Source organism: Cupriavidus sp. GW822-FHT03E04 (assembly GCF_058801495.1).
The window spans coordinates 256,433-282,657 of sequence record NZ_JBXANI010000010.1; the positions used below are offsets into that span (position 1 = coordinate 256,433).

21 protein-coding genes are annotated in these 26,225 nt (G+C 67.6%); 5 read left to right on the forward strand and 16 right to left on the reverse strand.

Annotated features, from left to right (window positions below; genetic code table 11):
• Nucleotides 1-137: 137 nt before the first annotated feature.
• From AC1RQC_RS16690 to treF, 4 genes are all read left to right on the forward strand, one after another.
• Nucleotides 138-1,043: an MBL fold metallo-hydrolase gene (locus AC1RQC_RS16690; RefSeq protein WP_492372002.1), complete on the forward strand. Its 906-nt coding sequence runs from the start codon at nucleotides 138-140 to the stop codon at nucleotides 1,041-1,043.
• A gap of 68 nt (nucleotides 1,044-1,111) precedes the next feature.
• On the forward strand, nucleotides 1,112-1,852 hold the full coding sequence (locus AC1RQC_RS16695; protein WP_492884021.1) for a DsbA family protein: 741 nt from the start codon (nucleotides 1,112-1,114) through the stop codon (nucleotides 1,850-1,852).
• A 146-nt stretch (nucleotides 1,853-1,998) separates the two neighbouring features.
• Nucleotides 1,999-4,176 (forward strand): sensor domain-containing protein, encoded by a 2,178-nt coding sequence (locus tag AC1RQC_RS16700; protein ID WP_492372000.1) that lies wholly within the window; start codon nucleotides 1,999-2,001, stop codon nucleotides 4,174-4,176.
• 191 nt (nucleotides 4,177-4,367) lie between these two features.
• Nucleotides 4,368-6,038 (forward strand): alpha,alpha-trehalase TreF, encoded by a 1,671-nt coding sequence (gene treF / locus AC1RQC_RS16705; protein ID WP_492371999.1) that lies wholly within the window; start codon nucleotides 4,368-4,370, stop codon nucleotides 6,036-6,038.
• 17 nt (nucleotides 6,039-6,055) lie between these two features.
• Here treF and AC1RQC_RS16710 read toward each other — a convergent pair whose 3' ends face one another.
• From AC1RQC_RS16710 to AC1RQC_RS16750, 9 genes are all read right to left on the reverse strand, one after another.
• Nucleotides 6,056-6,823, reverse strand: a complete 768-nt coding sequence (locus tag AC1RQC_RS16710) for an alpha/beta fold hydrolase (RefSeq protein WP_492371998.1) — start codon at nucleotides 6,821-6,823, stop codon at nucleotides 6,056-6,058.
• Nucleotides 6,820-7,851, reverse strand: a complete 1,032-nt coding sequence (locus tag AC1RQC_RS16715; protein WP_492371997.1) for a M14 family zinc carboxypeptidase — start codon at nucleotides 7,849-7,851, stop codon at nucleotides 6,820-6,822. Before AC1RQC_RS16715 ends, AC1RQC_RS16710 begins: the two co-directional genes overlap by 4 nt.
• 166 nt (nucleotides 7,852-8,017) lie before the next feature.
• Nucleotides 8,018-8,716 (reverse strand): HAD family hydrolase, encoded by a 699-nt coding sequence (locus tag AC1RQC_RS16720; protein WP_492371996.1) that lies wholly within the window; start codon nucleotides 8,714-8,716, stop codon nucleotides 8,018-8,020.
• Nucleotides 8,717-8,853: 137 nt separating this feature from the next.
• Nucleotides 8,854-9,723 carry a LysR substrate-binding domain-containing protein gene (locus AC1RQC_RS16725; RefSeq protein WP_492371995.1) on the reverse strand — a complete coding sequence of 290 codons (870 nt, stop codon included), beginning with the start codon at nucleotides 9,721-9,723 and terminating at the stop codon, nucleotides 8,854-8,856.
• Between the two features lie 147 nt (nucleotides 9,724-9,870).
• Complete coding sequence (locus AC1RQC_RS16730) at nucleotides 9,871-12,039, reverse strand: phosphocholine-specific phospholipase C (protein WP_492371994.1); 2,169 nt, start codon at nucleotides 12,037-12,039, stop codon at nucleotides 9,871-9,873.
• 101 nt (nucleotides 12,040-12,140) lie between these two features.
• On the reverse strand, nucleotides 12,141-12,308 hold the full coding sequence (locus AC1RQC_RS16735) for a hypothetical protein (RefSeq protein WP_416052405.1): 168 nt from the start codon (nucleotides 12,306-12,308) through the stop codon (nucleotides 12,141-12,143).
• Between the two features lie 30 nt (nucleotides 12,309-12,338).
• Nucleotides 12,339-14,354, reverse strand: a complete 2,016-nt coding sequence (locus AC1RQC_RS16740) for a hypothetical protein (RefSeq protein ID WP_492884024.1) — start codon at nucleotides 14,352-14,354, stop codon at nucleotides 12,339-12,341.
• Nucleotides 14,355-14,718: 364 nt separating this feature from the next.
• Nucleotides 14,719-16,035, reverse strand: a complete 1,317-nt coding sequence (locus AC1RQC_RS16745) for an MFS transporter (protein ID WP_492371992.1) — start codon at nucleotides 16,033-16,035, stop codon at nucleotides 14,719-14,721.
• A 53-nt stretch (nucleotides 16,036-16,088) separates the two neighbouring features.
• The gene (locus AC1RQC_RS16750) at nucleotides 16,089-16,685 is read right to left on the reverse strand and encodes a TetR/AcrR family transcriptional regulator (RefSeq protein ID WP_492884026.1); all 597 of its coding nucleotides are present in this window, start codon (nucleotides 16,683-16,685) and stop codon (nucleotides 16,089-16,091) included.
• 158 nt (nucleotides 16,686-16,843) lie between these two features.
• Between AC1RQC_RS16750 and AC1RQC_RS16755 the strand changes: the two genes are divergently transcribed.
• Entirely contained in the window at nucleotides 16,844-17,608 is a 765-nt protein-coding gene (locus AC1RQC_RS16755) for an SDR family NAD(P)-dependent oxidoreductase (RefSeq protein WP_174423665.1), read from the forward strand.
• Between the two features lie 89 nt (nucleotides 17,609-17,697).
• Here AC1RQC_RS16755 and AC1RQC_RS16760 read toward each other — a convergent pair whose 3' ends face one another.
• The 7 genes from AC1RQC_RS16760 to dsdA form a co-directional block, all read right to left on the reverse strand.
• A complete protein-coding gene (locus AC1RQC_RS16760) occupies nucleotides 17,698-17,862 on the reverse strand; it encodes a DUF2474 domain-containing protein (RefSeq protein WP_492371990.1) in 165 nt (54 codons plus the stop codon).
• The gene (gene cydB / locus AC1RQC_RS16765; protein WP_492371989.1) at nucleotides 17,862-18,869 is read right to left on the reverse strand and encodes a cytochrome d ubiquinol oxidase subunit II; all 1,008 of its coding nucleotides are present in this window, start codon (nucleotides 18,867-18,869) and stop codon (nucleotides 17,862-17,864) included. Before cydB ends, AC1RQC_RS16760 begins: the two co-directional genes overlap by 1 nt.
• Nucleotides 18,870-18,874: 5 nt before the next feature.
• Complete coding sequence (locus AC1RQC_RS16770) at nucleotides 18,875-20,329, reverse strand: cytochrome ubiquinol oxidase subunit I (RefSeq protein WP_492371988.1); 1,455 nt, start codon at nucleotides 20,327-20,329, stop codon at nucleotides 18,875-18,877.
• A gap of 505 nt (nucleotides 20,330-20,834) precedes the next feature.
• On the reverse strand, nucleotides 20,835-22,361 hold the full coding sequence (locus AC1RQC_RS16775; protein WP_492807228.1) for an amidase: 1,527 nt from the start codon (nucleotides 22,359-22,361) through the stop codon (nucleotides 20,835-20,837).
• Nucleotides 22,362-22,435: 74 nt separating this feature from the next.
• Nucleotides 22,436-23,614: a DSD1 family PLP-dependent enzyme gene (locus tag AC1RQC_RS16780; protein WP_492884028.1), complete on the reverse strand. Its 1,179-nt coding sequence runs from the start codon at nucleotides 23,612-23,614 to the stop codon at nucleotides 22,436-22,438.
• A gap of 135 nt (nucleotides 23,615-23,749) precedes the next feature.
• Nucleotides 23,750-24,730 (reverse strand): Bug family tripartite tricarboxylate transporter substrate binding protein, encoded by a 981-nt coding sequence (locus tag AC1RQC_RS16785; RefSeq protein WP_150985594.1) that lies wholly within the window; start codon nucleotides 24,728-24,730, stop codon nucleotides 23,750-23,752.
• Nucleotides 24,731-24,782: 52 nt separating this feature from the next.
• The gene (gene dsdA / locus AC1RQC_RS16790; protein ID WP_492884030.1) at nucleotides 24,783-26,156 is read right to left on the reverse strand and encodes a D-serine ammonia-lyase; all 1,374 of its coding nucleotides are present in this window, start codon (nucleotides 26,154-26,156) and stop codon (nucleotides 24,783-24,785) included.
• Between the last annotated feature and the right edge of the window lie 69 nt (nucleotides 26,157-26,225).

The window sequence follows — 26,225 nt, forward strand, 5'->3', positions numbered from 1 at the left end:
GCGGGTGGCGTTGGTGTAGCTTGTTGCCCTATTTAATCGATTTATGCAACAAAGATGTTCATTCTATGGGGTTTTTGTACCGGTCTGTGCAAATTATGCTGGCGGTTTCCTTGATCCCCAGCCATGTGAGACTCCCGATGCGCTCCAGCCTGACCCTGAACCGATTCCTGCGCGGCCTCGCCACCGCCTTGTGCCTGGGCATCGTCGCCAGCACGCCCGCAGTGGCCGCAGCCGCGCTCAAGCTGGAGGTCTACAACCCCGGCACCAAGAGCATTTTCCCGGTCTCGTCCGAGCTCGTCACCGGCGCGCACGACGCGGTGCTGATCGACGCGCAGTTCCAGCGCAACGACGCCGAGGCGCTGGTTGCGCGCATCCGCGCCAGCGGCAAGAACCTCACCACCATCTACATCAGCCACAGCGATCCGGATTTCTACTTCGGGCTGGACGTGCTCAAGGCCGCGTTCCCGGCGGCCAGGATCGTTGCCACGCCGCAAACGGTGGCGGCCATCCAGGCATCCATGTCGGGCAAGCTGGCTTACTGGGCCCCGATCCTGAAGGACAATGCGCCCAAGGCGCTGGTGCTGCCCGAGCCGCTGGCCGGCAATGCCATCGAGCTCGAGGGCAGCAAGCTGGAAGTGCTGGGCCTGGACGGCCAGGCGCCGGAGCGCACGGTGGTGTGGATTCCGTCGCTCAAGACCGTGGCCGGCGGCGTGGTGGTCTTCGGCAAGAGCCACGTCTGGGTGGCCGATACGCAAACACCGGCCTCGCGCCAGCACTGGATCGCCATGCTTGATCGCATCGCGGCTAAGAAGCCAGCGCGGGTCGTGCCCGGGCACTATCTGGACGATGCGCCGCAGACGCTGGCGTCGGTGCGCTTCACGCGGGACTACCTGCGCACGTTTGAGCAAGAGGCGGCGCGCGCGCCGGATGCCAAGGCGCTGAGCGCGGCGATGCAAAAGCACTATCCGCAGCTGGGCGGCCTGGACTCGCTCGATCTGAGCGCCAAGGTCATCAAGGGCGAAATGCAGTGGCCCGCAAAATAACGGCGGTGCGCCAAGCCGCGTTTCGCGATGCGCATGACGCCTGCATCAAATCTCAGGAAGCATTGATCATGTCCGGTCTCACCCTGCATTACATCTACGACCCGCTGTGTGGCTGGTGCTACGGCGCCGCGCCGCTGGTGCGTGCCGCGCGCGACGTGCCTGGCCTCGCGCTCGCGCTGCACGGCGGCGGCATGCTCACGGGCGCCAACCGCCGCCGCATCACGGCGCAATGGCGCGACTACGTGATGCCGCACGACCGCCGCATCGCCGCGCTCACCGGCCAGCCGTTCGGCGAGCGCTATTTCGAAGGCTTGCTGCGCGACGAGAGCGCGATGATGGACTCCGCGCCGCCTACCACCGCGATCCTGGCCGCGCAGGCGCTGGGCGGCGTCGGGGCCGCCGCCGATCTGCTGGCGCGCCTGCAGCATGCGCACTATGTGGACGGGCTGCGCATTGCCGATGCGCAGGTGCTGGCCGATCTTGCCGGACAGGCCGGACTGGACCCGCAGCGCTTTGCCGGCCTTTGTCTGGACATTGGCGGTGACAAGACGCATGCGCATATGGCCGCCAGCCGCGCGCTGCTGAACCGTCTGGGCGGGCATGGCTTCCCCACGTTTGCGCTGCAAAACGGCACCGATCAATTTGCGGTGCTGGACGTGGGCCCGTTCCTTGGCGACGCGCGGGCGTGGCAGGAGAGCCTGGCGCGGGCGGTTGCGCGGCAGGGCGGGCGCATGGAGGCGGGCAGCCAGGATGGCGCCGGCGGCCCGGCTTGCGACGCGCAGGGTTGCGCTTTGCCGGCGCAAGGGTAAACTTCGCGCCCGCATTGCCGTTATACCAATCGACGTCCCGGCACACAGGCTGCGCCGGTTCCGTCGATTGTCGTTTGCACGCGGCTTGTCCTTTCGTCGGGACGAGCGCCGCACGAGACGGCATCGACCCTACACCCGCACCCTACATGCCGCACATCCAAGGCCCTCCCGGAGAGACCGAACTTTTTCGCACGCTTGTACTCGGCGTGACCGATTACGCGATCTACGCGCTGGATCCCGCTGGAACCGTGAGCAGTTGGAACCCCGGCGCGCAGCGGGCCAAGGGATACACCCGGGATGAAATCCTGGGTGCGCATTTCTCGTGTTTTTACACGCCGGAGGATCGCGCCGCAGGGCTGCCCGAGCAGGCGTTGCGGCAGGCGCGCGAGGCAGGCCGCTTCGCGGCGGAAGGCTGCTGGCGCTTGCGCAAGGATGGTTCCCGCTTCTGGGCCCACGTGCTGATCACGCCGATCTTCGATCGCAAGGGCAAGCAGCTTGGCTATGCCAAGGTCACGCGCGACATGACGCAGCAAAAGGCCGACGCCGAGCGCATTGCGGAGGTGACACGCACGCTGGACCTGGCTCTTGCGAACATGTCGCAGGGGCTGTGCCTGTTCGATCCGCATGGCACGATCATCCTGACCAATCGCCGCATGGAAGACATCTTCCGCGGCGCGGGCGCGGCGTTGGTGCCAGGCGCGGATTTTCTCGCCCTGTGCCGTACCATGGCTGGCGCGCGCGAGAGCGAAATCGCGGCACCAGGCGTGCTCGCCAGCCGCCTTGGCGGCGATATGCAGGCCGAGGCCGGCCAGTCCGACGACCGTGCGGAGCAATACGCGCAGGCGCTTTGCGAGCGGCACCGCGAGATCCTGCGCCGCCACCAGCAATGGCGCAGCGTGGAAGCGTTGCCCGACGGGCGCGCCATTGCGCTGTCGCACAGCGCCATGGCTGACGGCTCGTGGGTGACCACCTGCGAGGACGTGACCGAGCAGCGACGCATCGAAGCCAAGATCCAGTACATGGCGCGCCACGACGGGCTTACCGGCCTGCCCAACCGCAGCTATTTCAACGACTACCTGGACGAAGAACTGCAGCGCGCGCAAAGGCAGGGCAGCCGGGTGGCAACGCTTGGCATCGACCTGGATCGCTTCAAGGAAATCAACGACCTGCACGGGCATGCGGCCGGCGACACTGTGCTGCGCGCGGTGTCCCAGCGCATCGCCAGCCAGCTGGAGCCGGGCGAGTTCATCGCTCGCATCGGCGGCGATGAGTTCATTGCCGTGAAGCGTTTCGAGCGGCAGGCCGAGCTGAGCGACTTCAGCGCGCGCCTGGTGACATGCCTGAGCGAGCCGGTGCGGCTCGATGGCTTTGACCTGACCACGGGCGCGAGCATCGGGATTGCGATCTATCCCGGCGACGGCACCCATCGCGACCAGCTGGTCAGCAATACCGACCTGGCGATGTACCGCGCCAAGGGCAGCTTGTCCGAATCGATCTGCTTCTACGAAAGCCGGATGGACGAGGCCGAGCGCGAGCGGCGCGCGCTGGCCGGCGAGCTGTGGACCGCCATTGCCGCCAACCAGTTCGTGCTGGACTACCAGGTGCAGACCGCCATTGCCAGTGGTGAGGCCATCGGCTGCGAGGTGCTGTTGCGCTGGCATCATCCCGAGCGCGGGCTGATCGCGCCCGACAGCTTCATTCCCCTGGCCGAAGAATGCGGCGCCATCCTGCCGATCGGCGAATGGGTGCTGCGCACCGCATGCCAGGAAGCCGCGCAGTGGACGTTCCCGCGCAAGATCTCGGTCAACCTGTCGCCGGTGCAGATCACCCACGGCAACCTGGTCACGCTGGTGGCGCAAGTGCTGGAGGAAACCGGGCTGGCGGCGGGACGGCTGGAACTCGAAATCACCGAGTCGACCATCATCGGCGACAAGGAGCGGGCGCTGGACATATTGCGCCGCATCAAGGCGCTGGGCGTGACCATTGCCATCGACGATTTCGGCACGGGCTACTCGTCGCTCGACACGTTGCGCTCCTTCCCGTTCGACAAGATCAAGCTGGACCGCACCTTTATCGCGGAAATCTCCGACAGCCAGCAGGCCAAGGCCATCATCCGCGCCATTCTGGCGCTGGGCCAGAGCCTGGCGATCCCGGTGCTGGCCGAAGGCGTGGAGACCGACGAGCAGCTCAGCCTGCTGCAAGCCGAGGGCTGCGACGAAGCGCAGGGATTCCTGCTCGGGCGCCCGCAGCCGCTCGAGTATTTCCGCCGCGCCCACGCCGTGGTCGGGCCGCGGCTGGTGACGACGCAGACATCGGAACGCTAAGAGGCGCATCCGGCGCATGCGGCGCATGCGATGCTTCCTGTGCGCGCATGTCGCGATCCGTGCGCTTGACGCGCGGTCCGGGCCGCACGCGGCGCCTTTGCGCGGCGGTGGAACTCGCCCGCCCGCCAGCCACTCTCATTGCTTGTCGGCAGCTTCCCGCGCTGCCGCACAGGTAAAAACCGGGAGGGGCCGTGGCACCACGCATCACCGTCGAAGGCGGCCAGCCGGCAGGCCAGCCTCATGTGCGCGAGGTGGACGACCCCACCGGTGGCCAGACACTCGCCCCGCACCGCTTGGCAGGTTGTGCGCACGCCGATCCGCTCACGCCCGCCGATCGCTACCAGGAGTTGTTCGTGGCGGTGCAGATGGGGCGCATTTTTCCCGACAGCAAGACCTTCACCGACGCCATGCCCCGGCAGGACCCGGCCACCATCCTGGCCGCCTACCGAGCTCGCGCCAGCGCAGCCGGCTTCGACCTTGCCGCCTTTGTGCACGCGCATTTCGTGCTGCCCGAGGTGCCGCGCAGCTGCTACGAGTCCGACCCCAACCAGCCGCTGGCCGACCATATCGACGGGCTGTGGGCGGTGCTGACCCGGCATCCCGCGCAGCACCCGCCGCAATGCTCGCTATTGCCGCTGCCGCATGCCTACGTGGTGCCGGGCGGGCGTTTCTCCGAGCTCTACTACTGGGATTCGTACTTCACCATGCTGGGCCTGGCCGCCAGTGGGCAGGCCGGCTTGCTGCGCGGCATGGCGGACAACTTCTCCTACCTGCTCGACACCTATGGCGTGATCCCCAACGGTACCCGCAGCTACTACCTGAGCCGCTCGCAGCCGCCGGTGTTCGCGCTGATGGTGGAGCTGTTCGAGGAACACGGTGTGCAGGCCGAGCTGGGCTTCTTGCCACAGTTGCGCAAGGAGTACGCTTTCTGGATGCGGGGCGCCGACTGCCTTGCGCCGGGGCAGGCGTGCCGGCGGGTGGTCAGGCTGGCCGACGGCAGCCTGCTGAACCGCTACTGGGACGAGCGCGACACCCCGCGCGAGGAAGCCTATATCGAAGATATCGGCACGGCAGCATTGGCCGCCCGGCCGGCCGCCGAGGTATTCCGCGACCTGCGCGCCGCGGCCGAATCGGGCTGGGACTTCAGCTCGCGCTGGCAGGAACCCGGCGGCGGGCTGGAGAGCGTTCGCACCACGGCGATCCTGCCAGTAGATCTCAATTGCCTGTTGTTCAAGCTGGAGCACAAGCTCGCCGAACTGGCCCGGGCCGCTGGCGATGCCGACGCACCGGTCTTCGCCCAGCGCGCGCAGGCCCGCCGGGAGGCCATCGACCGGTTCATGTGGCGCGAGGCCGAGGGCGCCTACTTCGATTTCGACTGGCAACGCCACCACGCCCGCGCCAACCTGACGGCGGCGACCGTGGTGCCGCTCTACGTTGGCGCGGCCACTCCCGCGCAGGCGGCGCGGGTGGCGCAAACCGTGGCCGCGAGGCTGCTGCAGCCCGGCGGCATTGCCACCACGGAGCACGTCAGCGGCCAGCAGTGGGACCTGCCCAACGGCTGGGCGCCGCTGCAATGGCTGGCGATCGGCGGCTTTGCGTGTTCCGGGCAAGCGGCGCTTGCGCACGAGATCGCCCATCGCTGGCTGTTGACCGTGGCGAGCCTTTACCAGCGTGAGTACAAGCTGGTGGAGAAGTACGCCCTGCAGCTCACAGAGGACGGCGCCGTAGGCGGCGGGGGCGGCGAGTATCCGCTGCAGGATGGCTTTGGCTGGACCAACGGTGTGGTGCGCAGGCTGCTGCAGGAGCACCCTACGCATGTGGCGTGCCGCTGCCGCGCGGGTGTGAAGTCCGTGAAGGCGTGAGGCATGAAGGCGTGGCTTCAGCGGTGGCTGGCGCCGGTTGCGCCCAGCCACCGCGCCACCGTGGCAGCCAGCCAGGCCGGATCATCGTGCGGCAAATCGTGCCCCGCCCAGGGATGGCGGCGGTGCTGCGCGCCCCATGCTTCGGCCAGGCGCGCAGAGCACACCGGGTCGACCAGATGATCCGCCGCCGACGACAGTACCAGCGTCGGGCAGGCCGGCGGCGCACCCGGCGCGTGATAGCGTGCCGCGGCCCATAGCTGGCGCAGGGCATTGGCCCGGCTTACCGGCGCACTGGTGCGAATCGCGCACCAGTGCGCCACATCCGTCGCGAAGGCCGCGCTGGCGTTGCAGGTCAGCCGGTAGATGATGCGCTCGCAGTAAGGTGCGTTGTGCCAGCGCAGCGCCATGCCCAGCAGTGCGGGCCAGTTGCGCGTTGGCAGCCGCTCGGCCACGCTGCAAAAGGGTCGCATGCTGGTGTTGACCAGCACCAGCGTGCCGATCTCCTCCGGGTGCTGCTGCGCCCACTGCGCCGCCACCATGGCGCCCAGCGACATCGCCAGCAGCCGGTACGGCCGCGCCAGCCCCTGCCTGGCGGCACGATCGCGCAGGAACGCCACCATGGCAGCTACGTTGGCCGGCGCGCGCCCGGTCGCCTCAACGCCATTGCCAGGCAGGTCCAGCATGGTGACTGGCCCGATGCCGGCGTGGGTTTGCAGCACGCCCGGCAAGACGCCCCAGTGGCGTGTTTCGCGTGTCAGGCCGCGCAGCAATATCCAGTCGCTCATCCGGGCGGCCCCCAGGGCCACTGCGCGTTGGCGCGGTCGAGCAATTCCTGGCGGTGTTGCCCGCGTGGCAGCCAGCGCTCGGGCGCATAGGCCACGCGGGCCAGGAAATCCAGCAGGTTGGCATGCCGGCGCAGCACGCGCGCGGTGCGGTGCGCCTTGACCGGGTTGAAGAAGCCCTGGCGCGAGAACAACTGGCGGGGATTCTTCTTGATCCACAGCCACGAGCCCAGCTCCAGCGTCATCGGCAGGAAGATATTGCCGGGCGGCGTGTGGTCGTAGGCCCAGTCCCACAGGTCGCCGTGCAGCAGGTATTGGCGGCTCTGCGGCTCGAAGGCATAGCCATGGTGAGGATGTGCCTGCTCGAACATGGTCTTGAGGGCAAACATCTCGGGCAGGTGCGGCATTGGCGCGGCGGTGCGCGCGTAGGGAAACCAGATGCTGTCGCCCCAGCCGTAGCCCGAGTGGCAATCCAGTGCGAAGCTCAAGGGCCGGCCCTGCAACTGTTGCTCCACCACTTGCAGCATGGCTGCGCTTTCCACCTCCATGGGCGCGCCGAGCTTGCCGCGGTACCACGGCAGCCACGCCCCCACGCGCTGGCCGCCGGCCAGCAGCGGCACCCGGCCAACCGCGTCTTGTGGCGCGTTGCGCATCAGGTCCACGCCATTGGGGTTGGCGCGCGCGCCCGCCCACATGCCGCCCGGGTTGACGATCGGCATGAACAGCAGCCGCACGGATTGCAGCTGGCGCTCCAGCAGTTCGTCCCACTCCAGGCGCCACAGCAGCATGCGCATGTAGTCGAGCAGCAGATGCGTGCCGATGCGCTCCAGGCCATGGATGCCGGCAAAAAAGCCGATGGCGGGCGCGTGCGGATCGTTCGACCCGATGCTGGCGGTGTACAAGGGAAAGCACTGGCCGCCTGCCTGCACCTCGCCAACGCGGCGGGCATCCAGGCGGCTGGCGCCGGCTTCCAGGATGCTCTCCAGTTGCTGCATTTCAGCAAAACTGCCTGCGTTGGGTGGCTGCGCCATGGGCGAGGGCGGCTCCTTGGGGGGGCGATGCGATGGTCGATTGTCAGGGCGTCAACGTCAATATAGGCGCTGGCGGCCGGTCAGGTAACAAAAGCGTGCCCGCCATCATCCCCCGGTTTTGTGAAAGCCCCGTGACTGGCGCCGGGTGTCACGGGTGTCACGGGTGTCAGGCCGTGGCCAGCGCCGGCTCGGCCGAAGCAAACAGCATCAGCAGGGGCCAGCCGCGCGTGTTGGCCAGCGCGCGCAGCGCGGCGTCCGGGTTGGTGGCCACCGGGTGGCTCACGGCTTCGAGCAGCGGAATGTCGTTGCGCGAGTCGCTGTAGAACACGCTGCGCTCGAACTGCGCCCACGCCATGCCGAGCGATTCCAGCCACTGCGCCACACGTGTGATCTTGCCCACCCCGAAGCTTGGCACGCCATCTACCGCACCCGTGAAATTGCCCGACGCGTCGCGCCCGGCCTCTACCGCCAGCAGGTGCGCCACGCCCAGCGCTTCGGCGATCGGCTCGGTGACGAAGCGGCAGGTGGCGGTGACGATGCAGCAAAGATCGCCGGCGTCCTGGTGCGCGGCCAGCAGCGCGCGCGCCTCGGGGCGGATGGCCGGCGCGATCACGTCGCGCATGAAGCCGCTGCGCAGGCTCTCCAGCTGTGCGTGCGGATGACGCGCCAGCAGGCCCAGGGCGAAGGCGGCGTGGCGGTGGAAGTCCAGGCGTCCGGCGCTGTACTCGGCCAGCCACAGCGCGTTGTTGGCCTCGACTTCGGCGGCATCCGCCGCGCCGGCCTCCACCAGGTAGCGTGCCCATTCATATTCGCTATCCAGCGGTAGCAAGGTGTGGTCGAGGTCAAACAAGGCAAGGCAGGACATGCGCCGTCTCCGGTCGGAAAAGCGGCAAGCATGCCTACCGGCAATGACCCACGGATGAAGTGCGGCGCAAGAATCCCAATACGGATATCAGGGATTTTTGCCGGCGCTGCGCAGCTAGCTCACGCTGCTGATGGCACTTACGCTGCCTTGCGCGGCGCAAGGCATTCCAGGAAGGCCCCGATCAGCCGCGTATGCGTGCGGCCCTGCAGGCAATAGAGGTATTCGTGCAGCACGGGCGGCTGGCTGGCAAACTGCACAACGCACAGCGCCGGGTCGCGCGGCACTTCCCCCAGCGGCACCACGCTTGCGCCAAGGCCCTGGCGAATGGCTTCGTAGATGGCTTCGCGGCTGCCGATGACGGTGCTGGCCGGCAGTGGCAAGCCGGCGTCGTCCAGCGCGGTCTCGGTGGCCTTGCGCGTCATCGAGCCGTGCTCGCGGATCAGCAGGTGGCAGGTTGCCAGCTGCGCCAGGCTGACCCTGGGCGCGCGCGCCAGCGGGTGGGCTGGGTTGACCACCAGCACCATTGGGTCGGTGGCCAGCGTGATGCGGGCCAGCCGATCGTCGACGACGGCGTGCGAGGAGACGGCGACGTCGATGCGGTACTCGATCAGCGCATCCAGCATCTGCTGCGAGTTGCCGATATCGATGCTGATCTCGATGGCGGGATAGCGTTCGCGAAACGCGGCCACGCTCTTCAGGATGTAGTAGGGCCCGGTAGCGCCGATGCGCAAATGGCCGAGATGCAGGTTGCCGGCATTGCGCAGCAGGAAATCCGCGCTGCCTTCGTGCTGCATCAACTGCTCCACCACCGGCATCAGGGCCACGCCGACGTCGCTCAGGTCGACCCGGCCAGCGCGCCGGTAGAACAGCTCCACGCCGTAGTTCTCTTCCAGCTGGCGGATGCGGCCCGTGACCGTGGGCTGGCTTACGCGCAACTGCTTGGCAGCAGTGGTGATGCTGCCCTGCCGTGCCACTTCATAGAACGTCGTCAGCAGGTCGCCGAGCATGGGGGATTTCCGTGGGAATTATGCAAGCGCGCCAGTCTAGCCGCGATTTATGACAGTTCTTCGCCGCGCGGCCACGGGCGCGGCGGCGCGGCGAAGAAGCAGGGATGGCAGGCAAGCCCGGGCCGGTGCGTGCGGCCCAGGCTGCGTTCAGGGCACCGCCCGTGCGGGCTTGCCCTGGGCGGGGTCGGAGATGCCGTCGGCGCCTGTCTCCAGCCGGCCTGCAAAACGGCGCCGGAAGCTGCCCTGGGTGGTTGTCACGACGAAGTCGTACCAGTTGCCCTGCAGCCCGACGGGCCAGTGCTGGTCGAGCTGCTTGCCTGCCGGGATGTCGAAGGTCCAGGGGCCGTCGTCGCGGTAGGCGGCGGGCGTGACGGTAAAGGTGCAGGCCGTGGCGCCGGTATTGATCATGGTCAGGTAGACCGCGGCATTGGCGATGTCGTAGCACACCCGGATCTCCGGCGCGGTGCCGCCAGCTGCCGTCACGGTGCTGACGTCGCCCTGGAAGGCGCGATGGAAGCCGTTCGGGCCCAGTACCCACAGGTCGTATTTGCCGTTGTCAGCGGAGAAGACGTCCCAAAGGCCGTTAAGCTGCTTGCCTGGTTCGACCGCATAGCGGCGCGGCACGCGGTCCAGGTGCAGACGGTCATATACGTGGAAGACCGCGGTGGCGGTGCCCGTGTTGCTGAACAGCAGCCACATGCCCCTGCTGTTGGGATCCTGGCGGCCCGGATCCTCACGGCCGCTCACATGCAGCTCGTAAGGCAGCGCGCGCGAGGGCCGCGTGCCCACCGGCTGGGTGGCCGGGTTGGCGGTCTGGAAGGCTACGGTCGGCAGCGCAACCGGTGCCATGCCTTCCTGATCCGTGCGCACCTTGTCGGCAACGGTCTTGGTGCGGTTCGGGATCACAGGCAGCGCCGCGCTGTTCGGGCTGACGAAGTTGAACGCCGACAGCATGTCGCCGCAGATGGCACGGCGGTACGGGCTGATGTTGGTCTCGGCGACGCCGAAGCGCGCCTCCAGGAAACGCAGCACCGAGGTGTGGTCGAACACCTGCGAGTTGACCCAGCCACCGCGGCTCCACGGCGAGACCACGTACATCGGCACGCGGGGGCCAGGGCCGTAAGGATGCATGTCGGTGTGGTACTCGCCGTCGGTGGCGACGGTGGACTTGCCGGCGAGCACGCCGTTGGCGTCGTAGGCAGGCGCGCAGGGCGGCGGCACATGGTCAAAGAAGCCGTCGTTCTCGTCGAAGTTGATCAGGAGCACGGTCTTGCTCCAGACGGCCGGGTTGGCCGTCAGCGCATTGAGCACTTCCTGCGTGTACCAGGCGCCTTGCACCGGGCTGGAAGGCCCCGGGTGCTCGGAGTAGGTCGCCGGCGCCACGATCCACGACACCTGCGGCAGGCTGCCCGCGGCGATGTCGTCCTTCAGCGCTTGCAGGAAGCCGCCGTCCGGCATGGTGTTGCCGATGCCCTTGATGAGCGGGTTGATGACGTCGTCGGCGATGGTATAGGCCGGGTAGGGGCTGCCATTGGACGTATTGCCCCGCGCCTCATTGGCCTTGCGGTACTGCACGAAGCCAGCCAGCGGGTTGTCGGTGAAGTTGTCCGGCATGTTCTGGTACAGCTTCCAGCTCACGCCCGCCGCCTGCAGGCGTTCCGGATACGTGGTCCAGCGGTAGCCGCCGGTGGAAGCGCCCATGGAGTCGCCGCTGTTGTCGATCACCGGGCCGCCATTGGCGCCGGTGGGGTCGTTGGTGCCGGTCCAGTGGAACAGGCGGTTGGTGTTGGTGCCGCCATGGAAGCCGCAGTGGTAGGCGTCGCACAGCGTGAAGGCGTTGGCGAGTGCGAACTGGAAGTCCAGCTCGGTCTGGGTGTAGTAGCCCATCGACTGGGTGTTCTTGTAGGTGGGCCACTTGTTCATGCGGCCCAGGTCCCAGGCGTTCTGGGCGTCGGGGTAGCTGTGCGGCGTGCCGCTGACGCGTTGCGCATTGCCGGCCGTGCTGTCGAGGTGGTACGGCTGCACGATGCGGTTGGTGTAGGCCTGCTGCCAGACATTGAGGCCGCCAGCCAGCGGGATCGGGAAACGATCGCCAAAACCGCGCACGCCCTGCAGCGTGCCGAAGTAATTGTCGAAGGAGCGGTTTTCCTGCATCAGGATCACCACGTGCTCCACGTCGCGGATGGTGCCGGTGGCGTTGTTGGCGGGAATCGCCAGCGCGCGCCGGATCGACGGCGGGAAGGCGGCCAGCGCCGCGGTGGCGGCGGCGCTGCCGCCGGCCATCTTGAGGAATTTGCGTCTGCTGTGAAGGCTCATCTTGGTGTTTAGCTGGACTGTTTGGTTCGTGCGGTGGGCAGGGCCGGTGCCCTGCGGTGCGCTGCTGTTAGGGACGGGTCGCCGCTGTTGGCGGCTGCTCGTTAAGGCGCGCAGCGCAGCTGCGGCGTGGCTGCGGGCGGCTGCCCGGGCTGCGCAGGATCGGCGGGCTTGCTGTCGGTGGAGTCGCCGCCGCAGGCGGCCAGCGCGGCGCACAGCGCCAGTGCCGCCAGCCAGCCTGGCCGGGCAAAGAAGGAGATCGAAGGCTTCATGATGATGTTTGCTCTCGGGGTGAATGGGTATCAAGGGTTGAGCGTGGACAGCGGCTGGCGCGAGCCGGCAATGGTCTGCAGCTCGGCCAGGCTGAGCTGGCGTGTCCACATGGCCAGGTCGTTGAACTCCATCACGCCCTTGAGCGCGCCGCCGTTGTTCGGCACATAGGCATGCGTGGCATCGTCATTGAGGCCCCAAGCCTTGGTGGCCAGGCCGTTGAGCTTGGTCACGTCGGTGTTGGCGATGGCCATGTTCTCGCTCTTCTGCAACCCGAGGACCGGATCCATGACGTAGGCGCTGAATGTCTTGGCCGTGGCGTTGATCGACAAGGCCAGATAGGTCCACTGGTTGGCGCTGAACGTCATGCCCTTAATGTCGTCGCGCTTGCCGCCGCTGCCGATGTTGAAGCTCACCGAGCAGCTGCCCCACAGGCCGATCGCGATGCCCGGGTTGCTGCCGGAGGTCCAGTCCTTGTTGGCCAGGATCGGCTCGCCGGTGCCGTTGCCCTGGGTGCAGTCGGACCTGAACCAGAAGCCGATGGTGAATTGCGGGGCGAGTGCGATATCGGCGCCGCTCTGCGTGAGCCGATAGGCATCGATTCTCGAATCGACCTTCAGCGCCTTGCCGCCGAAATTGTCACTGCTCAGCGAGCCGCCATCGGTGCCGGGGACCCAGGGGCCGATGGTGGTAGTGCCCTTGCTGTCGGTTGCCGGCAGCGTCTCGAAGCTGTAGTAAGCAGCCAGGTTGTTGCGCAGCGTGTCGGCCAGCACGATCGGCTTGGCGTAGTTGATCTGCGCCAGCAACGCGGTGGGCACCCCGTTGCGCACCAACGTGTAGTTGAAGCGGTACACGCCGCTGGCCGGCGCGGTGATGGTCTTGTCCTCATAGGTGGACGTGCCGGCGGGCAGCGTGGCGATCTGCACGCCGTCGCGCAGCAGCGTCATGTCGCCGGTGGCGGTGGTGGGGTTTTGCCATGACAGCACGACCGAGGTGTTGGTGCTGCCCACCACGGACTGCAAGGCCCGCACGCCCGCAGTGCCGGCCAAGGCCGAGCCGTCGATCTGGTACGAGGCGGCGGGCAGGGCCACGCCGACGTGCGCGAGCATGGTGGGCAGCAGGTCGGCCTCGGTCGGCAGTGCCGCCAGCGCGTCCGCGTTGGCGGGCGCGGCCGGCAAGTTGCTGGCCACCGCGGTGTTGAAGGGCTTGTTGAGCGCGATGAAGGTGGTGCGGTTTTGCACCGTCGGCAGCGTGGTGGTGGAACCCGTCGCGTCCAGGCCGTGACTGGTGGTCACGGCTACCAGCCAGTCCTCATCGGCGTTGGCCTGGCGGCTTGCCTGCACGGCGGCCAGCAGCTTGCCGAGTGCCTGGTCGAAGGCGGACAGCGCGGTGGCGTAGCTGCCGCCCTGGAAGCCTTGGGCGGCAGCGGCCAGGCCGGGCGCGCTGAACTGGGTGAAGACCACGTCGTAGCCGGACTGCACCAGCTTCACGCCCTCTTGTGCCACGCAGTTGTCGTCGGCGGTGCAGTCGCGCATCGAATCGAGATTGCCCGCGGTCACGTCGGCCTTGAGCAGTGCCGGCAGCACGGGCGCGCTGGAAGCGACGCCGCGGCGCAGCCGGCTCGAGCTGGCGTTGGCACGCAAGTACTGGAACAGGCTCGGCGTGCGCATGCCGCTGGCCACGGCAACGTCGTCGCTGACGCCGTGGCGGTTGGCCCAGTTGCCGGCGAGGACCGTGGCCCAGCTCGGGCCGGCAAGCGGAGCCTGCTCGGTGGTGGTGCCGAGCCGGCCGCCGGTCGATGCTGGCGTGATCGACAGCGTGGCCAGGTTAGGCAAAGTGCGCTGGCCGATGCCGCTCTGCAGCTGGCTATAGGTGGCGCCGTCCACGCCGACCAGCAGCACCTTCTTCTTGCTGCCGACACTTGCGCCGCTCAAGTTGTTCTGATCGGGTGCCACCACTGCCGGCGAGTCGCTGCCGCCGCCGCATGCCGCTACCGTGCCCGCCAGGGCCAGGCCACATGCCATGCGTGCCTGCTGTTTCCATGCCATATCCGGTTCCTCTTTTCTGTTGTCCAACGCGGCGCGCCGCTCCGGCGGCGCGTCCGATCACGCTCCCCGTGACGCGTTGGCAGAGTAAAAAAAGGGGTTGTCATGCGGGTGACAGGGAGGCAAAGAATGCTGATGCGCCCATTTGCATTCTTGATGGGACAGGCGCGCAGAGGCACAGGCCCTGCCTGGATGGCGGGTTGGGGGACGAAAAAACGAGGAAAGCGCGGCGTCAGGAATGACCGCGGAGGACGACGAAGGGAGAGGAAGCGAGGCGTAAGGCGGGATGTAGTGCGGGGATCAAACGTGCTGCGTTGCCCTTGTCATGGCGACGTGGGCAACGCAGCGGCGGCGAGCGCCGCGAATGTCAGGCCTTGGCTGCCTGCGGGGCCGCACCGCTAGGCTGCGTGCTCGGGCGGCGGACCATCAACGCCAGCAGCGCGGCCACCACGCACGCCGCGCCTGCGGCGTACAGCGCCGGTGTATAGGTCAGCAGCAAGGTACGGGTAAGACCCGCGCCAAACGCAGCCGTGGCGGCGCCGACCTGGTGGGCGGCAAAGATCCAGCCGAACACCATCGGCGCACGCTCCTTGCCGAATACCGAGCCTGCCAGCCTGACCGTGGGCGGCACCGTGGCGATCCAGTCCAGGCCATAGAACATGGCAAAGATGGACAAGCCGTACAGCGTGAACGTGGAGTGGGGCAGCCAGAACAGCGACAGGCCGCGCAGGCCGTAATACCAGAACAGCAGCTTGCGGCAGTCATAGCGGTCCGACAGCCAGCCCGAGAGAATGGTGCCGACAAAGTCGAACGCGCCCATCATCGCCAGCGCGCCGGCGGCCGGCACGGCGGCCATGCCGAAGTCCGCGCACAGCGAGATGAAGTGCGTCTGGATCAGGCCGTTGGTGCTTAGCCCGCAGATGAAGAAGGTGCCGGCCAGGATCCAGAAGGTCTGGTTGCGGGCGGCGTCGCGCAGCACCACGAAGGGCCCGCGCAAGGTCAGCGGCGCGGGCGCGCTGGTCGGTGCCGGCGCGGCTTGCACGTGCACTGGCACTTCACCGAACGCAGCCAGGCCCACATCGGCGGGACGGTTGCGCATGAAGCAGAACACCAGCACGGCCAGCACCGCGCAGGCGCCCAGCACCGGCAGCACCGCGATGCGCCAGCCCATATGTTCGATCAGCCAGGCGGCCACGGGCAGGAACGCCAACTGGCCGGTGGCCGAACTGGCGGTCAGGATGCCGATCACCAGCCCGCGGCGCGCGCTGAACCAGCGGCTGGCGACCACGGCCGCGAGCACCAGCGCGGTCAGGCCAGAGCCAATGCCGAGCATCAGGCCCCAGGCAATGAACAACTGCCACAGCTCGGTGGCCGCAGTGGCCAGCGCCATGCCGCCGGCAATCAGCGCCAGCGCGGCCCACACCACGTTGCGCACGCCGAAACGCTCCATCAGGATCGCCGAGAACGGGGCCATCAGGCCGAACAGCGCAAAGCGAAACGCGAGGATGGATGAGATCTGATCCGTGTCCCAGCCCATCTCGCGCGTCAGCGGCTTGAGGAAGGCGCCGGGCAGGCCGAGTGCGGCCGAGGTGGTGAGCATCACGCAGAAGGTGATGGCGGCGATCAGCCACGCGTAGTGGATGCCGCGCCGGTCGAGCCGGCTGGAAAGTGCTTGAGCGAACATGGGTCGGGTTCCGGGGGGGCGTTTGGTTTGTCTTGGGGCGCTGGCCCTTGCTGTTACTGCGGATTCGGGCCCAGGAGCATGTCGCGCGCCGCGGCCAGGATGTCTTCGGAGATGGCATCGCCTTCGGTGGCACGTGCCAGCGTCATGGCGCCCACCAGCATGGCCAGTTGTCCCAGCGCCAGCTTGCGGCGCTCGGCCGGGTCGGCGTGCTCGACCGTCTTCATCCAGTCATCGACCATGACCTTGAAGCCGTCGATATAGACCTGGCGCACCGGCTTGTCCGCCGGCTCGCGGGCAATGTCTCCAGCGAGTGCCACCGCCGCGCAGCCTTCGCCGCGGTTGGCGCAATGCGCCGTGGTGAGGTAGGCCTCCACCAGGTTGGCGCGCATCGCTTGCTTGTCGCCTTTGGCGCGTTCGATGCGGCGCGACCAGCGCTGCGCGGATTCCTCGAAGGCGCGCTTGCTCGCCAGCGCGGCTAGCGCGTCCTTGGACGAGAAGTGCCCATAGAAGCCACCGTGCGTGAGGCCGGCGCCGGCCATCAGTTCGGCCACGCTCACGCCGTTCAGGCCGCGCTCGCGGAATAGCTTGGAGGAGGCCTGCTCGATGGCTTCCCTATGCTTGTCGGCCTGCTCTCGTGATGCGCGCGCCATATTGATCTCTCCTGCTGAAACTTTGCTTGACCGGATTTTATATGACGACCATAATTTATTCAATAGATGTTGGTCATCATTTAAACCGGCGTCGCCGCGCGGCATCGCAGATGCGGGCAGCGTCGCTTTTCTTTTCCTCTGTATCAGGAGAATCCGTCATGCAGAACCTGTTCGATCTCACCGGCCGCGTTGCCGTCATCACCGGCTCCACCAAGGGCATGGGCCTGGAAATGGCCCGCGCGCTGGGCGCCTCCGGCGCCGCGCTCGTGGTATCCGGCCGTGACCAGGCCGCTTCCCAGGCGGTAGCGGCCGCACTGGAGGGCGAGGGCTTCAAGGCCAAGGGCATCGCTTGCGATATCGGCAACGTGGAGAGCGTCCAGGCGTTTGCCAGGCAAGCGCTGGACGCCTACGGCCGCGTGGATGCGCTGGTGCTGAACGCGGCGGGCAGCGGCACGGCGGGCGCGCTGCTGAGCCAGGGCCCGGAAGTGTTCGAGCAGGCCATGGCGGGCAATGTGCGAGGCAACCTGGTGCTGGTCAATGCGTTGGCGCCGCAGATGATCGAGCGTGGTGACGGTGCCGTCATCTTCATGTCGAGCATCGCCGCCAAGCGCGGCTCGGCCATGCTCGGCATGTACAGCATCACCAAGGCCGCAACGGACGGAGCGGTGCGCAGCCTGGCGCTGGAGCTCGGGCCGAAGGGGATCAACGTGAATGCGATCAACCCCGGGCCGGTGCGCACGGAGTTCTCGCGCGAGGCGCTATGGGGTAACCCCGAACAGGAGGCACGCCTGGCCGCCGCAATTCCCATGCGGCGGATCGGTGAGGCGAAGGATGTAGCGGGGCTGGCGGTGTTGCTGGCATCGCCAGCCGGGCGCTTTATCCACGGCCAGAGCATTGGCGTGGATGGTGGACTTTCGGCGTGAGCCGCTGAGGGTCAAGGATCAAAGGTCAACGGTCAACGGTCAAAGGATCGCGCCCCGCAGATGCCGGGGCGCCGGGCCGCAAACGCCCCTCAGCTATGCATGCCTGCCAGCCGCATCAGCAGGCGCAGCAGTAAAGCCGCCACGCCCAGCGCGGCCACGCTGGCCACCCAGATCAGCACCATCCAGCCGACCCGCTTGAGCCACGGCCTGGGCGCATCATCCGGCGGTCGCCGGCGGTGCTGCGTCGCTGGCATCAGTGATAGCCCTCGCCGTGTTTCACCTTGCCTCGGAACACGTAATAGGCCCACACCGTGTACATCAGGATGAAGGGAATGATGAACAGCGCGCCCACCAGCGCAAAGCCCTGGCTTTGCGCTGGCGAGGAGGCGTCCCAGATCGAGATATCCGGCGGCACGATATTCGGCCATACGCTGATCGCCAGCCCGCTATAGCCCAGGAAGACCAGCGCCAGCGTGTACATGAACGGCGCCAGGTGCGCATGCTGCTGCAACGAGCGGATCAGCCGGTACATGGCAAACGCCACCAGCAGCGGCACCGGCGAGAACCAGAACAGGTTGGGTAGGCTGAACCAGCGCTCGGCAATGCGCGGCTGCGACAGCGGCGTCCAGATGCTGATGACCGCGATGACAGCCAGCAACACCCAGGCCAGCTTGCCGGTGAGCTCCAGCATGCGCTCATGCAGCTTGCCTTCGGTTTTCATGATCAGCCAGGTGCTGCCCAGCACGGTGTACGCCACCACCACGCCAATGCCGCAGAACAGCGGGAAGGGCTGCAGCCAGTCCAGCGGGCCGCCCGAGAAGGTGCGCCCGGTCACCTTGATGCCGTCGATATACGCACCCAGCGAAACGCCCTGGAAGAACGCCGCCACCAGCGAGCCGCAGATAAACGCCTTGTCCCAGACGTGGCGCTCGCGGTCATTGGCCTTGAAGCGGAACTCGAACGCCACGCCGCGAAAGATCAGCCCCAGCAGCATGAAGATCAGCGGCAGGTAGAGCGCGCTGAGCACCACCGAGTAGGCCAGCGGAAACGCGGCCAGCAGGCCCGCGCCGCCCAGCACCAGCCAGGTCTCGTTGCCGTCCCACACGGGTGCCACCGTGTTCATCATGACGTCGCGGTCATGGCGGTCCGGCACGAAGGGATACAGCATGCCGATGCCCAGGTCGAAACCGTCCATCACCACATACATCATCACGCCAAAGAAGATGATGACGGCCCAGATCAGAGAGAGGTCGATGCCCATGATGATCAGCTCCTGCTATCGGCCAGGCGGTTGGTGGAAGCGACCGCGCCAGGCACATCGCCTGGATCGTCCACCGCGGAGAGCGGTCGCGCCGGCGTGCCTTCCACAGCGTGTCCGCCGTCGGGTTCCGGATCGCCCTCATGCTCGACCGGGCCCTTGCGTACCAGCCGCATCATGTAGGCGATGCCCACGCCGAAGACGAAGAAATAAGCCACCACGAACAGCGCGAGCGAGAACGCCAGTTCCGGCACGCCGTGCGGCGAGACCGCGTCGGCGGTGCGCATCACGCCGTAGACGACCCACGGCTGGCGCCCGATCTCGGTGGTGAACCAGCCGGCCAGGATCGCGATCAACCCGGTCGGGCCCATCCATAGCGCCATGCGCAGGAACGCGCGCGCGTGGAACAGCTTGCCGCCCCGGCGCAGCAGCAGGCTCCAGAGGCCGAGCAGGATCATCAGCATGCCCAGGCCCACCATCACGCGGAAGCTCCAGAAGATGATGGTGGAGTTGGGGCGGTCCTGCGGCGCGAACTCTTTCAGGCCCTGGATCTGGCCATCCAGGCTATGGGTGAGGATAAGGCTGCCCAGGCGCGGGATTTCCACCGCGAAGCGGGTTTCCTCGCGCGCCATGTCGGGCCAGCCGAACACGATCAGCGGCAGCGGTTCGTCGCCGCGGTTTTCCCAGTGGCCTTCGAGCGCGGCGATCTTGGCCGGCTGGTGCTTGAGCGTGTTGATGCCGTGCATGTCGCCAATGACGGCCTGGATCGGGGCCACGATCAGCAGCATCCACATGGCCATCGACAGCATCTTGCGGATGGCCGGATTGTCGCGCCGGCGCAGCAGGTGCCAGGCGGCGGAGGCGCCCACGAACAGCGCGGTGGCGAGGAAGGCCGCCACGCTCATATGCAAGAGGCGGTAGGGGAACGACGGGTTGAAGATCACCGCCAGCCAGTCCACCGGCACCACCCGGCCATCGACGATCTCGTAGCCCTGCGGGGTTTGCATCCAGCTATTGGAGGCCAGGATCCACGTGGCCGAGATCAGGGTGCCGAGCGCCACCATCAGCGTGGCGAAGAAATGCAGGCCGGGGCCGACCCGGCTCCAGCCGAACAGCATCACGCCCAGGAAGCCGGCCTCCAGGAAGAACGCGGTCAGCACCTCGTAGGCCAGCAAGGGGCCGGTCACGCTGCCGGCGAAGTCCGAGAAGAAACTCCAGTTGGTGCCGAACTGGTACGCCATCACCAGCCCCGAGACCACGCCCATGCCGAAGTTGACGGCAAAGATCTTGGACCAGAAGTGATAGAGATCGCGGTAGACCGTGTTTTGCGTGCGCAGCCAGCAGCCTTCCAGCACGGCGAGGTAGCTCGCCATGCCGATGGTGATGGCTGGGAAGATGATATGGAAGGAAATCGTGAAGCCGAACTGGATCCGTGCCAGGTCGAGCGCGCTCAAGCCAAACATGTCGTGATCTCCGTGGGGCATTGGGAACAGGCTTGGCCGGCCAGTTCGGGGGCGGTCCATTCACGTTGCGTTTCAGGCGCACGCGTACATAGAGTAGACCACAGGCCGAGCGCATAGAGGTGCTCTTTTTCGTGGGCTGACTGAGGGGGCGAAAGGCCGGGGGATGTGGCTCGCAAAAGGAAACCCGCCGAGGCGGCCGGGTTTGATGCAGGGATGTCCATGGATGGGGCAGCAGTGAGGCTGGGAGATTGGCGGCATGCCATGGACAACATGCTACCGGTAGCTTGCGGTGGATAACAGAAGCAACGGCTCAGAAAAAGACCGGATCAGATTTGAGAGCGGTGTCTTGTTTCGGAAGACGGCTCAGCGGCCGAGCCGTCGCCGGGCGGGCTGCCGCCTGAGCGCTCGAAGCAAAGCCCCCGGGGACTTGCACAGGCGGAGTCCTTGCCGGGGGCGTTCGCTTCACGTCACGTTGTTGCCGCGCGCGCGGGCGGCAGCGGCTGCGCTAGACGGCCGAGACCGAAGCGGCACCGCCCGACGAGCCATCCAGCACCGGCGGCGCGGTGACGATCGACTTCAGCCCGGGCTGCGCCGCGCGCAACTGGTCCAGCCGCGGCAGCGGACGGCGCAGTGCCTCCGACCCTGCAAAGGCTTGCTCCATGGCATGCGCCACGCCCAGCGTATGGTGATCGGCGCGGAAGCGGCCCACCACCTGCAGCCCGAACGGCATGCCGGCATGGTCCAGGCCGCAGGGCAGGCTGATGGCGGGGTGGGTGGTGAGCGTGACCACATAGGTAGGGGCCAGCCAGCGGTAGTAGTTTTCCTGCTTTTCGCCGTTGATGGTCTCGGCGTAGAGGTTGGTCCACGGGAACGGCGACACCGGCGTGGTTGGCGACAGGATCACGTCGTAGTCTTCAAAGGCGGCCTGGAAGCGGCCCAGGATGCGGGTCTGCTCGGCTTGCGCCCAGGCGCTGTCGACCAGCGACATGGCCGCGCCCATCTCATAGTTGGCGCGCGTGTTCGGGCCCAGGCTCTGCGGATCGCGCTGATAGGCCTCGTGCATGCCGGCGACAAAGCTCTCGGCGCGCAGCACGTCGAAACAGCGGTGCGCCTCGCCCAGGTCGAACTGGATCTCGTCGCAACTGCGGAACAGGTGACGCATGGCGGCGATCTTGTCGCGAAAGACCTGCCGGATCTGGTTGTCGACCGCGCACACGCCGAAATCCTCGGTCCAGCCGACCCGCAGCGAGCCCAGGTCGACATTGGCGGGCAGCAGGAACGACATCGGGTCGAGCGCATAGGTGAGCGGGTCGCTGGCCGAGACGCCGGCCGAGGCCGCCAGTTGCAGGCAGGCATCGGCCACGGTGCGGCCCATCGGGCCGACTACGGAGATGGGTGTCCAGCCCAGCAGCTTGCGCGAGCTCGGCACCACGCCAGGCGACGGGCGGAAGCCCACCACGCCGCATTTGGCGGCGGGGATGCGCAGTGAGCCGCCGGTGTCCGAGCCGGTGCAGACCGGCAGCATGTCGGTCGCTAGCGCGGCAGCGGAGCCGCCCGAGGATCCCCCTGCATTCAGGTTGGGGTTGAAGGGGTTGCCGGTGGCGCCCCACACCGCGTTGCGCGAGTTGGCGCCCGCGCCCATCTCCGGGATGTTGGTCTTGCCGGTGACGATGGCGCCGGCCGCGCGCAGCCGGGCCACCAGCACGTTGTCGGCGCTGGGCACGTTGTCGCGGTACAGCGGCGAGCCATAGGTGGTGAGCAGGCCGGCCGTGGCTTCCAGGTCCTTCACGCCCAGCGGCAGGCCATGCAGCAGGCCCAGCGGCGCGCCGTCGAGCACGGCGCGCTCAGCCGCGCGGGCTTCTGCGCGGGCACGCTCGTAGCAGGTGGCGGTGATGGCGTTGATAAAGGGGTTGACCGCCTCGATGCGGGCAATGCACGCCTCAAGCAGCTCAACGGGCGAGATCTCCTTGCTGCCGATCAGGCGGCGCAGCGCCACGGCGGATTGGGCAAGCAGGTTATCGGTCTGGGTCATGGTGAATTCTCTGGCAGGTAGGGGGAAGCGCCGCGCCGGCATGGCAGGTGCGGCGGCGTGGCATCCGGATCGCGCTAGCGGCTCAGCCCGCGCGCCGACACCGGCCACAAGCAGGCCACGGCCTGCCCGCGCACGCCAACGATCTCGTCGTACAGGTTGAGGGTGGGGTCGCAATGGCCAGGCACCAGCAGCACCTGGCTGCCGAGGCCCGGCAGGCCCGCTGCGCTGGTGCCGGGCACGGGCTCGACGATGCCGTGCTCGTCGTTGGCCGCCACATAGGCCAGCGCGTGGTCCTGGCCATTGGCGCCCCACACCAGCGGCAGGCCGGAATCCACCGCCATCGATTTCAGGCCCGCGTCCAGCACAACGCGCGGCGAGGGCCGCGTTGCCGCCGCCACGCTCATCACGGTGGTGGCGATAAACAGGCTGTGCTCGAAACGCAGCGCGCCGCTGTAGTCGTTGCGGCCGTAGTCGGCGTCCATGAAGATATAGGAGCCGGGCTGGATTTCGGTATAGACGCCGCTCTCCAGGTCGAACTCCACGCTGCCGCTGCCGCCGCCCGTCACCGTGGCGCAAGCCACGCCGGCCTCGGCCAGTTCGGCGACGATGTTGGCGGTACGCGCCGCGGCATCGGCTGCAGCCTGCCGGCGCGCAGCATAATCGCGCACATGCTGGATGCCGCCGTGATACGCCTGCAAGCCGCGGAACGCTAGTTGCGGGTGCGCGCCGATGGCTTGGACGAGGCGCAGCGCGGCAGGCGCGTCGGCCACGCCGCAGCGTCCCTGGCCCACGTCGATCTCGACGAACACCCCGATGCTGCTGCCGGCCTGCGCGGCGGCTTGCGCCAGCGCGGCGACCTGGCGCGCGTCATCCACGCAAACGCTCATCCGTGCATGCCGCGCCAGGCGGGCCAGCAGCGCGGCCTTGGCCGCCCCGGCAATCTCGTTGCTGATATGGATGTCCCTGACCCCGGCCTGCACGAAGGGCAGCGCCTCGCTGACCTTTTGGCAGCAGATGCCGACCGCGCCGCGCGCGATCTGCGCCAGCGCTATCTCCGGGCATTTGTGCGCCTTGGCATGCGGGCGCAGTTGCACGCCTGCGCGGTCGGCGGCTTGCTGCATTTGCGCCAGGTTGCGCTCAAAGGCATCGAGGTCGAGCATCAGCGCCGGCGTGTCGATGGCCACCGCGGGCTGGCCGACGACGGCGCAGGCGCCAAGCTGCAGGGTGGCGGAAGTGGAGTCGGGGAGCGTCATATGTCGGGCTGTCTTGGGCTGTCTCGGATCGTTCTGGAGGGCGTGGCGCCGCCTCGGGGGCGGCGGTGCTTGCGATGATGTGGGCTGGAGGCGGGCGCTGTCAAACCGAGCCCGCCACGGGCCATTTGGGTGCGCTTAGTCCGCCGTGATGTTGGCACGCTGCGCAATGGCGCGCATGCGCGGTAGTTCCTTGGTGATCAGCGCGGTCACCTCCGCGCCCGTGCCGTAGGACGGCTCGAAGCCATTGTCCAGCAGCTTCTTGCGCGTGTCCGGGTCGGCCATGGTCTCGGCCAGCGCCTTTTCCAGCTTCGCCTTCACCTCGGGCGCCAGGCCGCGCGGCGCTACCACGGCCAGCCAGGTATCCATATCGGTACCCGGGTATCCGCTTTCCGCCACGGTGGGCACGTCGGGCAGCAAGGATGAGCGCTTGGCGGTGGTGACCGCGATGGCCTTGACCTTGCCGGCGCGGATCTGCGGCACGGCGGCCGAGACGGTATCCACCGAGAACGGGATCTGGCCGCCGATCAGGTCGGTCATGGCCGGCGAGCTGCCACGGTAGGGCACGTGCAGCATCTTGATGCCAAGATCGTTCAGCAGCATCTCGCCGGCGAACTGCGCGGTGGTACCCGTGCCGAACGAGCCGTAGGAGAATTTTCCGGGGGTCGCCTTCACCGCCGCCGCGAGCTGCTTGAGGTTGTTGACCGGCACATCGCGGTTGGCCAGCAGGATCAGGCCGGTGCGCCCGGTCAGCCCGATCGGCTCGAAGCTCTTGAGCGGGTCATAAGGCAGCTTGGGATGGATGGCCGGATTGACCGTGAATGTGGTGCCCGAGCTGACCAGCAGCGTGTAGCCATCCGGCGCGGCCTTGGCCACCAGGCCGGCGCCCACGATGGTGCCGGCGCCGGGCCGGTTGTCGATCACCACGGTCTGGCCCAGGTGGTCGCCGAGCTTCTTGGCCAGCAGCCGGCCGATCACATCGGTCGCGCCGCCGGGTGGGAAGGGGATCACCATCTGGATCGGGTGCGTGGGGTAGGCCTGGGCCAGCGCGCTGCCGGCGGGCACCGCCAGGCAACAGGCGGCCAGGCATGCAAGCTTGAAGGTATGGACGGGTTTCATGCTGACTCTCCTGCGTGCGACGATGGGGGGATGGATGCTGGCGGTGAGCGGCTCAGGCCGCGAGCGCGGCCGCCTGGTCCAGAAAACCTTGGTACTCCGCTGGCGGCACGAACAGCCCGCCGGTGGTCCACACCAGATGCGTGGCTTGCGGCATCGCGGCTTCGAGCTGGTGCCGGGCCAGGTAGTCGCGCCCCGCCGGGCTCTCGCATAGCATGCGCGGCCCGCTGAAGCCGGCCGCGGCCGAGGGTTCGATGCGCAGCCCTTGCGTGCGCCATGCCATGGCCAGGTGCTCGAACAGGGTATCGTCCGCCACCGTGTACACGCCGGACAGCAGCGGGCGCATGACGGCAGCGGCCAGCTCCGAAGCGCGCGGCACGGCTAGCCCGTCGGCCTGCGTGCGGTTGCTCAGGCCAAAATCGTAGACGGACGGATTGCCTGCGCCAGCCATCATCTGCACCAGGAAGCAGGGCGACTGAGTCGGCTCGGCAAACACGCAGTGCACGTGCGGCCCAAACAGTTGCCGCATGCCGAAGGTGATGCCGGCCGGCGCGCCGCCCACGCCGCAAGGCAGGTAGACGAAGAGCGGGTGCGCGGCATCGACGCGGATCGCGTGCGCGGCGAGTTGCTGGCGCAGGTGCAGCGCCGCGGCGCTGTAGCCGAGCAGCAGCGACAGCGAGCGCTCGTCGTCCACGAAGTAGGTGAACTCGTCCTGCTGCGCCTGGCGGCGGCCGGCGGCGACGGCGTCCTCGTAGTCGCCAGCATGCTCCACGACTTCCACGCCACGGTTGCGCAGCCGCGCCTTCTTCCATGCCTTTGCATCCGAAGACATATGCACGGCCGCGCGAAAACCCAGCGCCGAGGCCATCACGCCAATGCTCAGGCCAAGGTTGCCGGTGGAACCCACCGCCACCTGGTAGCGCCCGAACAAGGCGCGCGCCGCAGGCTCCCCCAGTGCCAGGTAATGCTCCGGCCCGTTGTGGCCAGGGCCAAGCAGGCCATGGCGCAGCGCCAGGTTCTCGGCAAATTCCAGCACCTCGTGGATGCCGCCGCGTGCCTTGATGGAGCCTGCCACCGGCAGGCTGTGGTCTGCCTTGACCCACAGCTGGCCCTGGCTGTGTGGCAGCCCAAGGACCGCCTGCATCGACGCCGCGGCCACCAGGGGCGACTCGATGACGCCATGGGTCTCGGCCAGCTCGGGAAACAGCGCCGATAGCAGCGGGGCAAAGCGGGCAAAGCGCGCCTGTGCAGCCTCGACATCAGCTAGACTAATGCTATGCTCGCCGGCGGCCTGGACGGGCGGCGGCGTCCCGGCGCGCGCCGGATTGCACCAGAACAACGGCGTGGCGGCGGCCAGGCTGGCGCGCAGCGCTGCGGCATTGTGCGGGCCGGTTGCGGTTGATGGGTTCGTGGCTAAAGGCTGGTTCATCAGAAAGGGATAGGCTGCTGCGGGTTCCTGGGTGACTTCATTGTTGGCCTGCGCGGATTCGCTGGCAAT

Coding starts and splice junctions, on each gene's coding strand:
- AC1RQC_RS16690 (WP_492372002.1), top strand. CDS start 138: ATGCGCTCCAGCCTGACCCTGAACCGATTCCTGCGCGGCCTCGCCACC.
- AC1RQC_RS16695 (WP_492884021.1), top strand. CDS start 1,112: ATGTCCGGTCTCACCCTGCATTACATCTACGACCCGCTGTGTGGCTGG.
- AC1RQC_RS16700 (WP_492372000.1), top strand. CDS start 1,999: ATGCCGCACATCCAAGGCCCTCCCGGAGAGACCGAACTTTTTCGCACG.
- AC1RQC_RS16710 (WP_492371998.1), bottom strand. CDS start 6,823: ATGAGCGACTGGATATTGCTGCGCGGCCTGACACGCGAAACACGCCAC.
- AC1RQC_RS16715 (WP_492371997.1), bottom strand. CDS start 7,851: ATGGCGCAGCCACCCAACGCAGGCAGTTTTGCTGAAATGCAGCAACTG.
- AC1RQC_RS16720 (WP_492371996.1), bottom strand. CDS start 8,716: ATGTCCTGCCTTGCCTTGTTTGACCTCGACCACACCTTGCTACCGCTG.
- AC1RQC_RS16725 (WP_492371995.1), bottom strand. CDS start 9,723: ATGCTCGGCGACCTGCTGACGACGTTCTATGAAGTGGCACGGCAGGGC.
- AC1RQC_RS16730 (WP_492371994.1), bottom strand. CDS start 12,039: ATGAGCCTTCACAGCAGACGCAAATTCCTCAAGATGGCCGGCGGCAGC.
- AC1RQC_RS16735 (WP_416052405.1), bottom strand. CDS start 12,308: ATGAAGCCTTCGATCTCCTTCTTTGCCCGGCCAGGCTGGCTGGCGGCA.
- AC1RQC_RS16740 (WP_492884024.1), bottom strand. CDS start 14,354: ATGGCATGGAAACAGCAGGCACGCATGGCATGTGGCCTGGCCCTGGCG.
- AC1RQC_RS16745 (WP_492371992.1), bottom strand. CDS start 16,035: ATGTTCGCTCAAGCACTTTCCAGCCGGCTCGACCGGCGCGGCATCCAC.
- AC1RQC_RS16750 (WP_492884026.1), bottom strand. CDS start 16,685: ATGGCGCGCGCATCACGAGAGCAGGCCGACAAGCATAGGGAAGCCATC.
- AC1RQC_RS16755 (WP_174423665.1), top strand. CDS start 16,844: ATGCAGAACCTGTTCGATCTCACCGGCCGCGTTGCCGTCATCACCGGC.
- AC1RQC_RS16760 (WP_492371990.1), bottom strand. CDS start 17,862: ATGCCAGCGACGCAGCACCGCCGGCGACCGCCGGATGATGCGCCCAGG.
- cydB (WP_492371989.1), bottom strand. CDS start 18,869: ATGGGCATCGACCTCTCTCTGATCTGGGCCGTCATCATCTTCTTTGGC.
- AC1RQC_RS16770 (WP_492371988.1), bottom strand. CDS start 20,329: ATGTTTGGCTTGAGCGCGCTCGACCTGGCACGGATCCAGTTCGGCTTC.
- AC1RQC_RS16775 (WP_492807228.1), bottom strand. CDS start 22,361: ATGACCCAGACCGATAACCTGCTTGCCCAATCCGCCGTGGCGCTGCGC.
- AC1RQC_RS16780 (WP_492884028.1), bottom strand. CDS start 23,614: ATGACGCTCCCCGACTCCACTTCCGCCACCCTGCAGCTTGGCGCCTGC.
- AC1RQC_RS16785 (WP_150985594.1), bottom strand. CDS start 24,730: ATGAAACCCGTCCATACCTTCAAGCTTGCATGCCTGGCCGCCTGTTGC.
- dsdA (WP_492884030.1), bottom strand. CDS start 26,156: ATGAACCAGCCTTTAGCCACGAACCCATCAACCGCAACCGGCCCGCAC.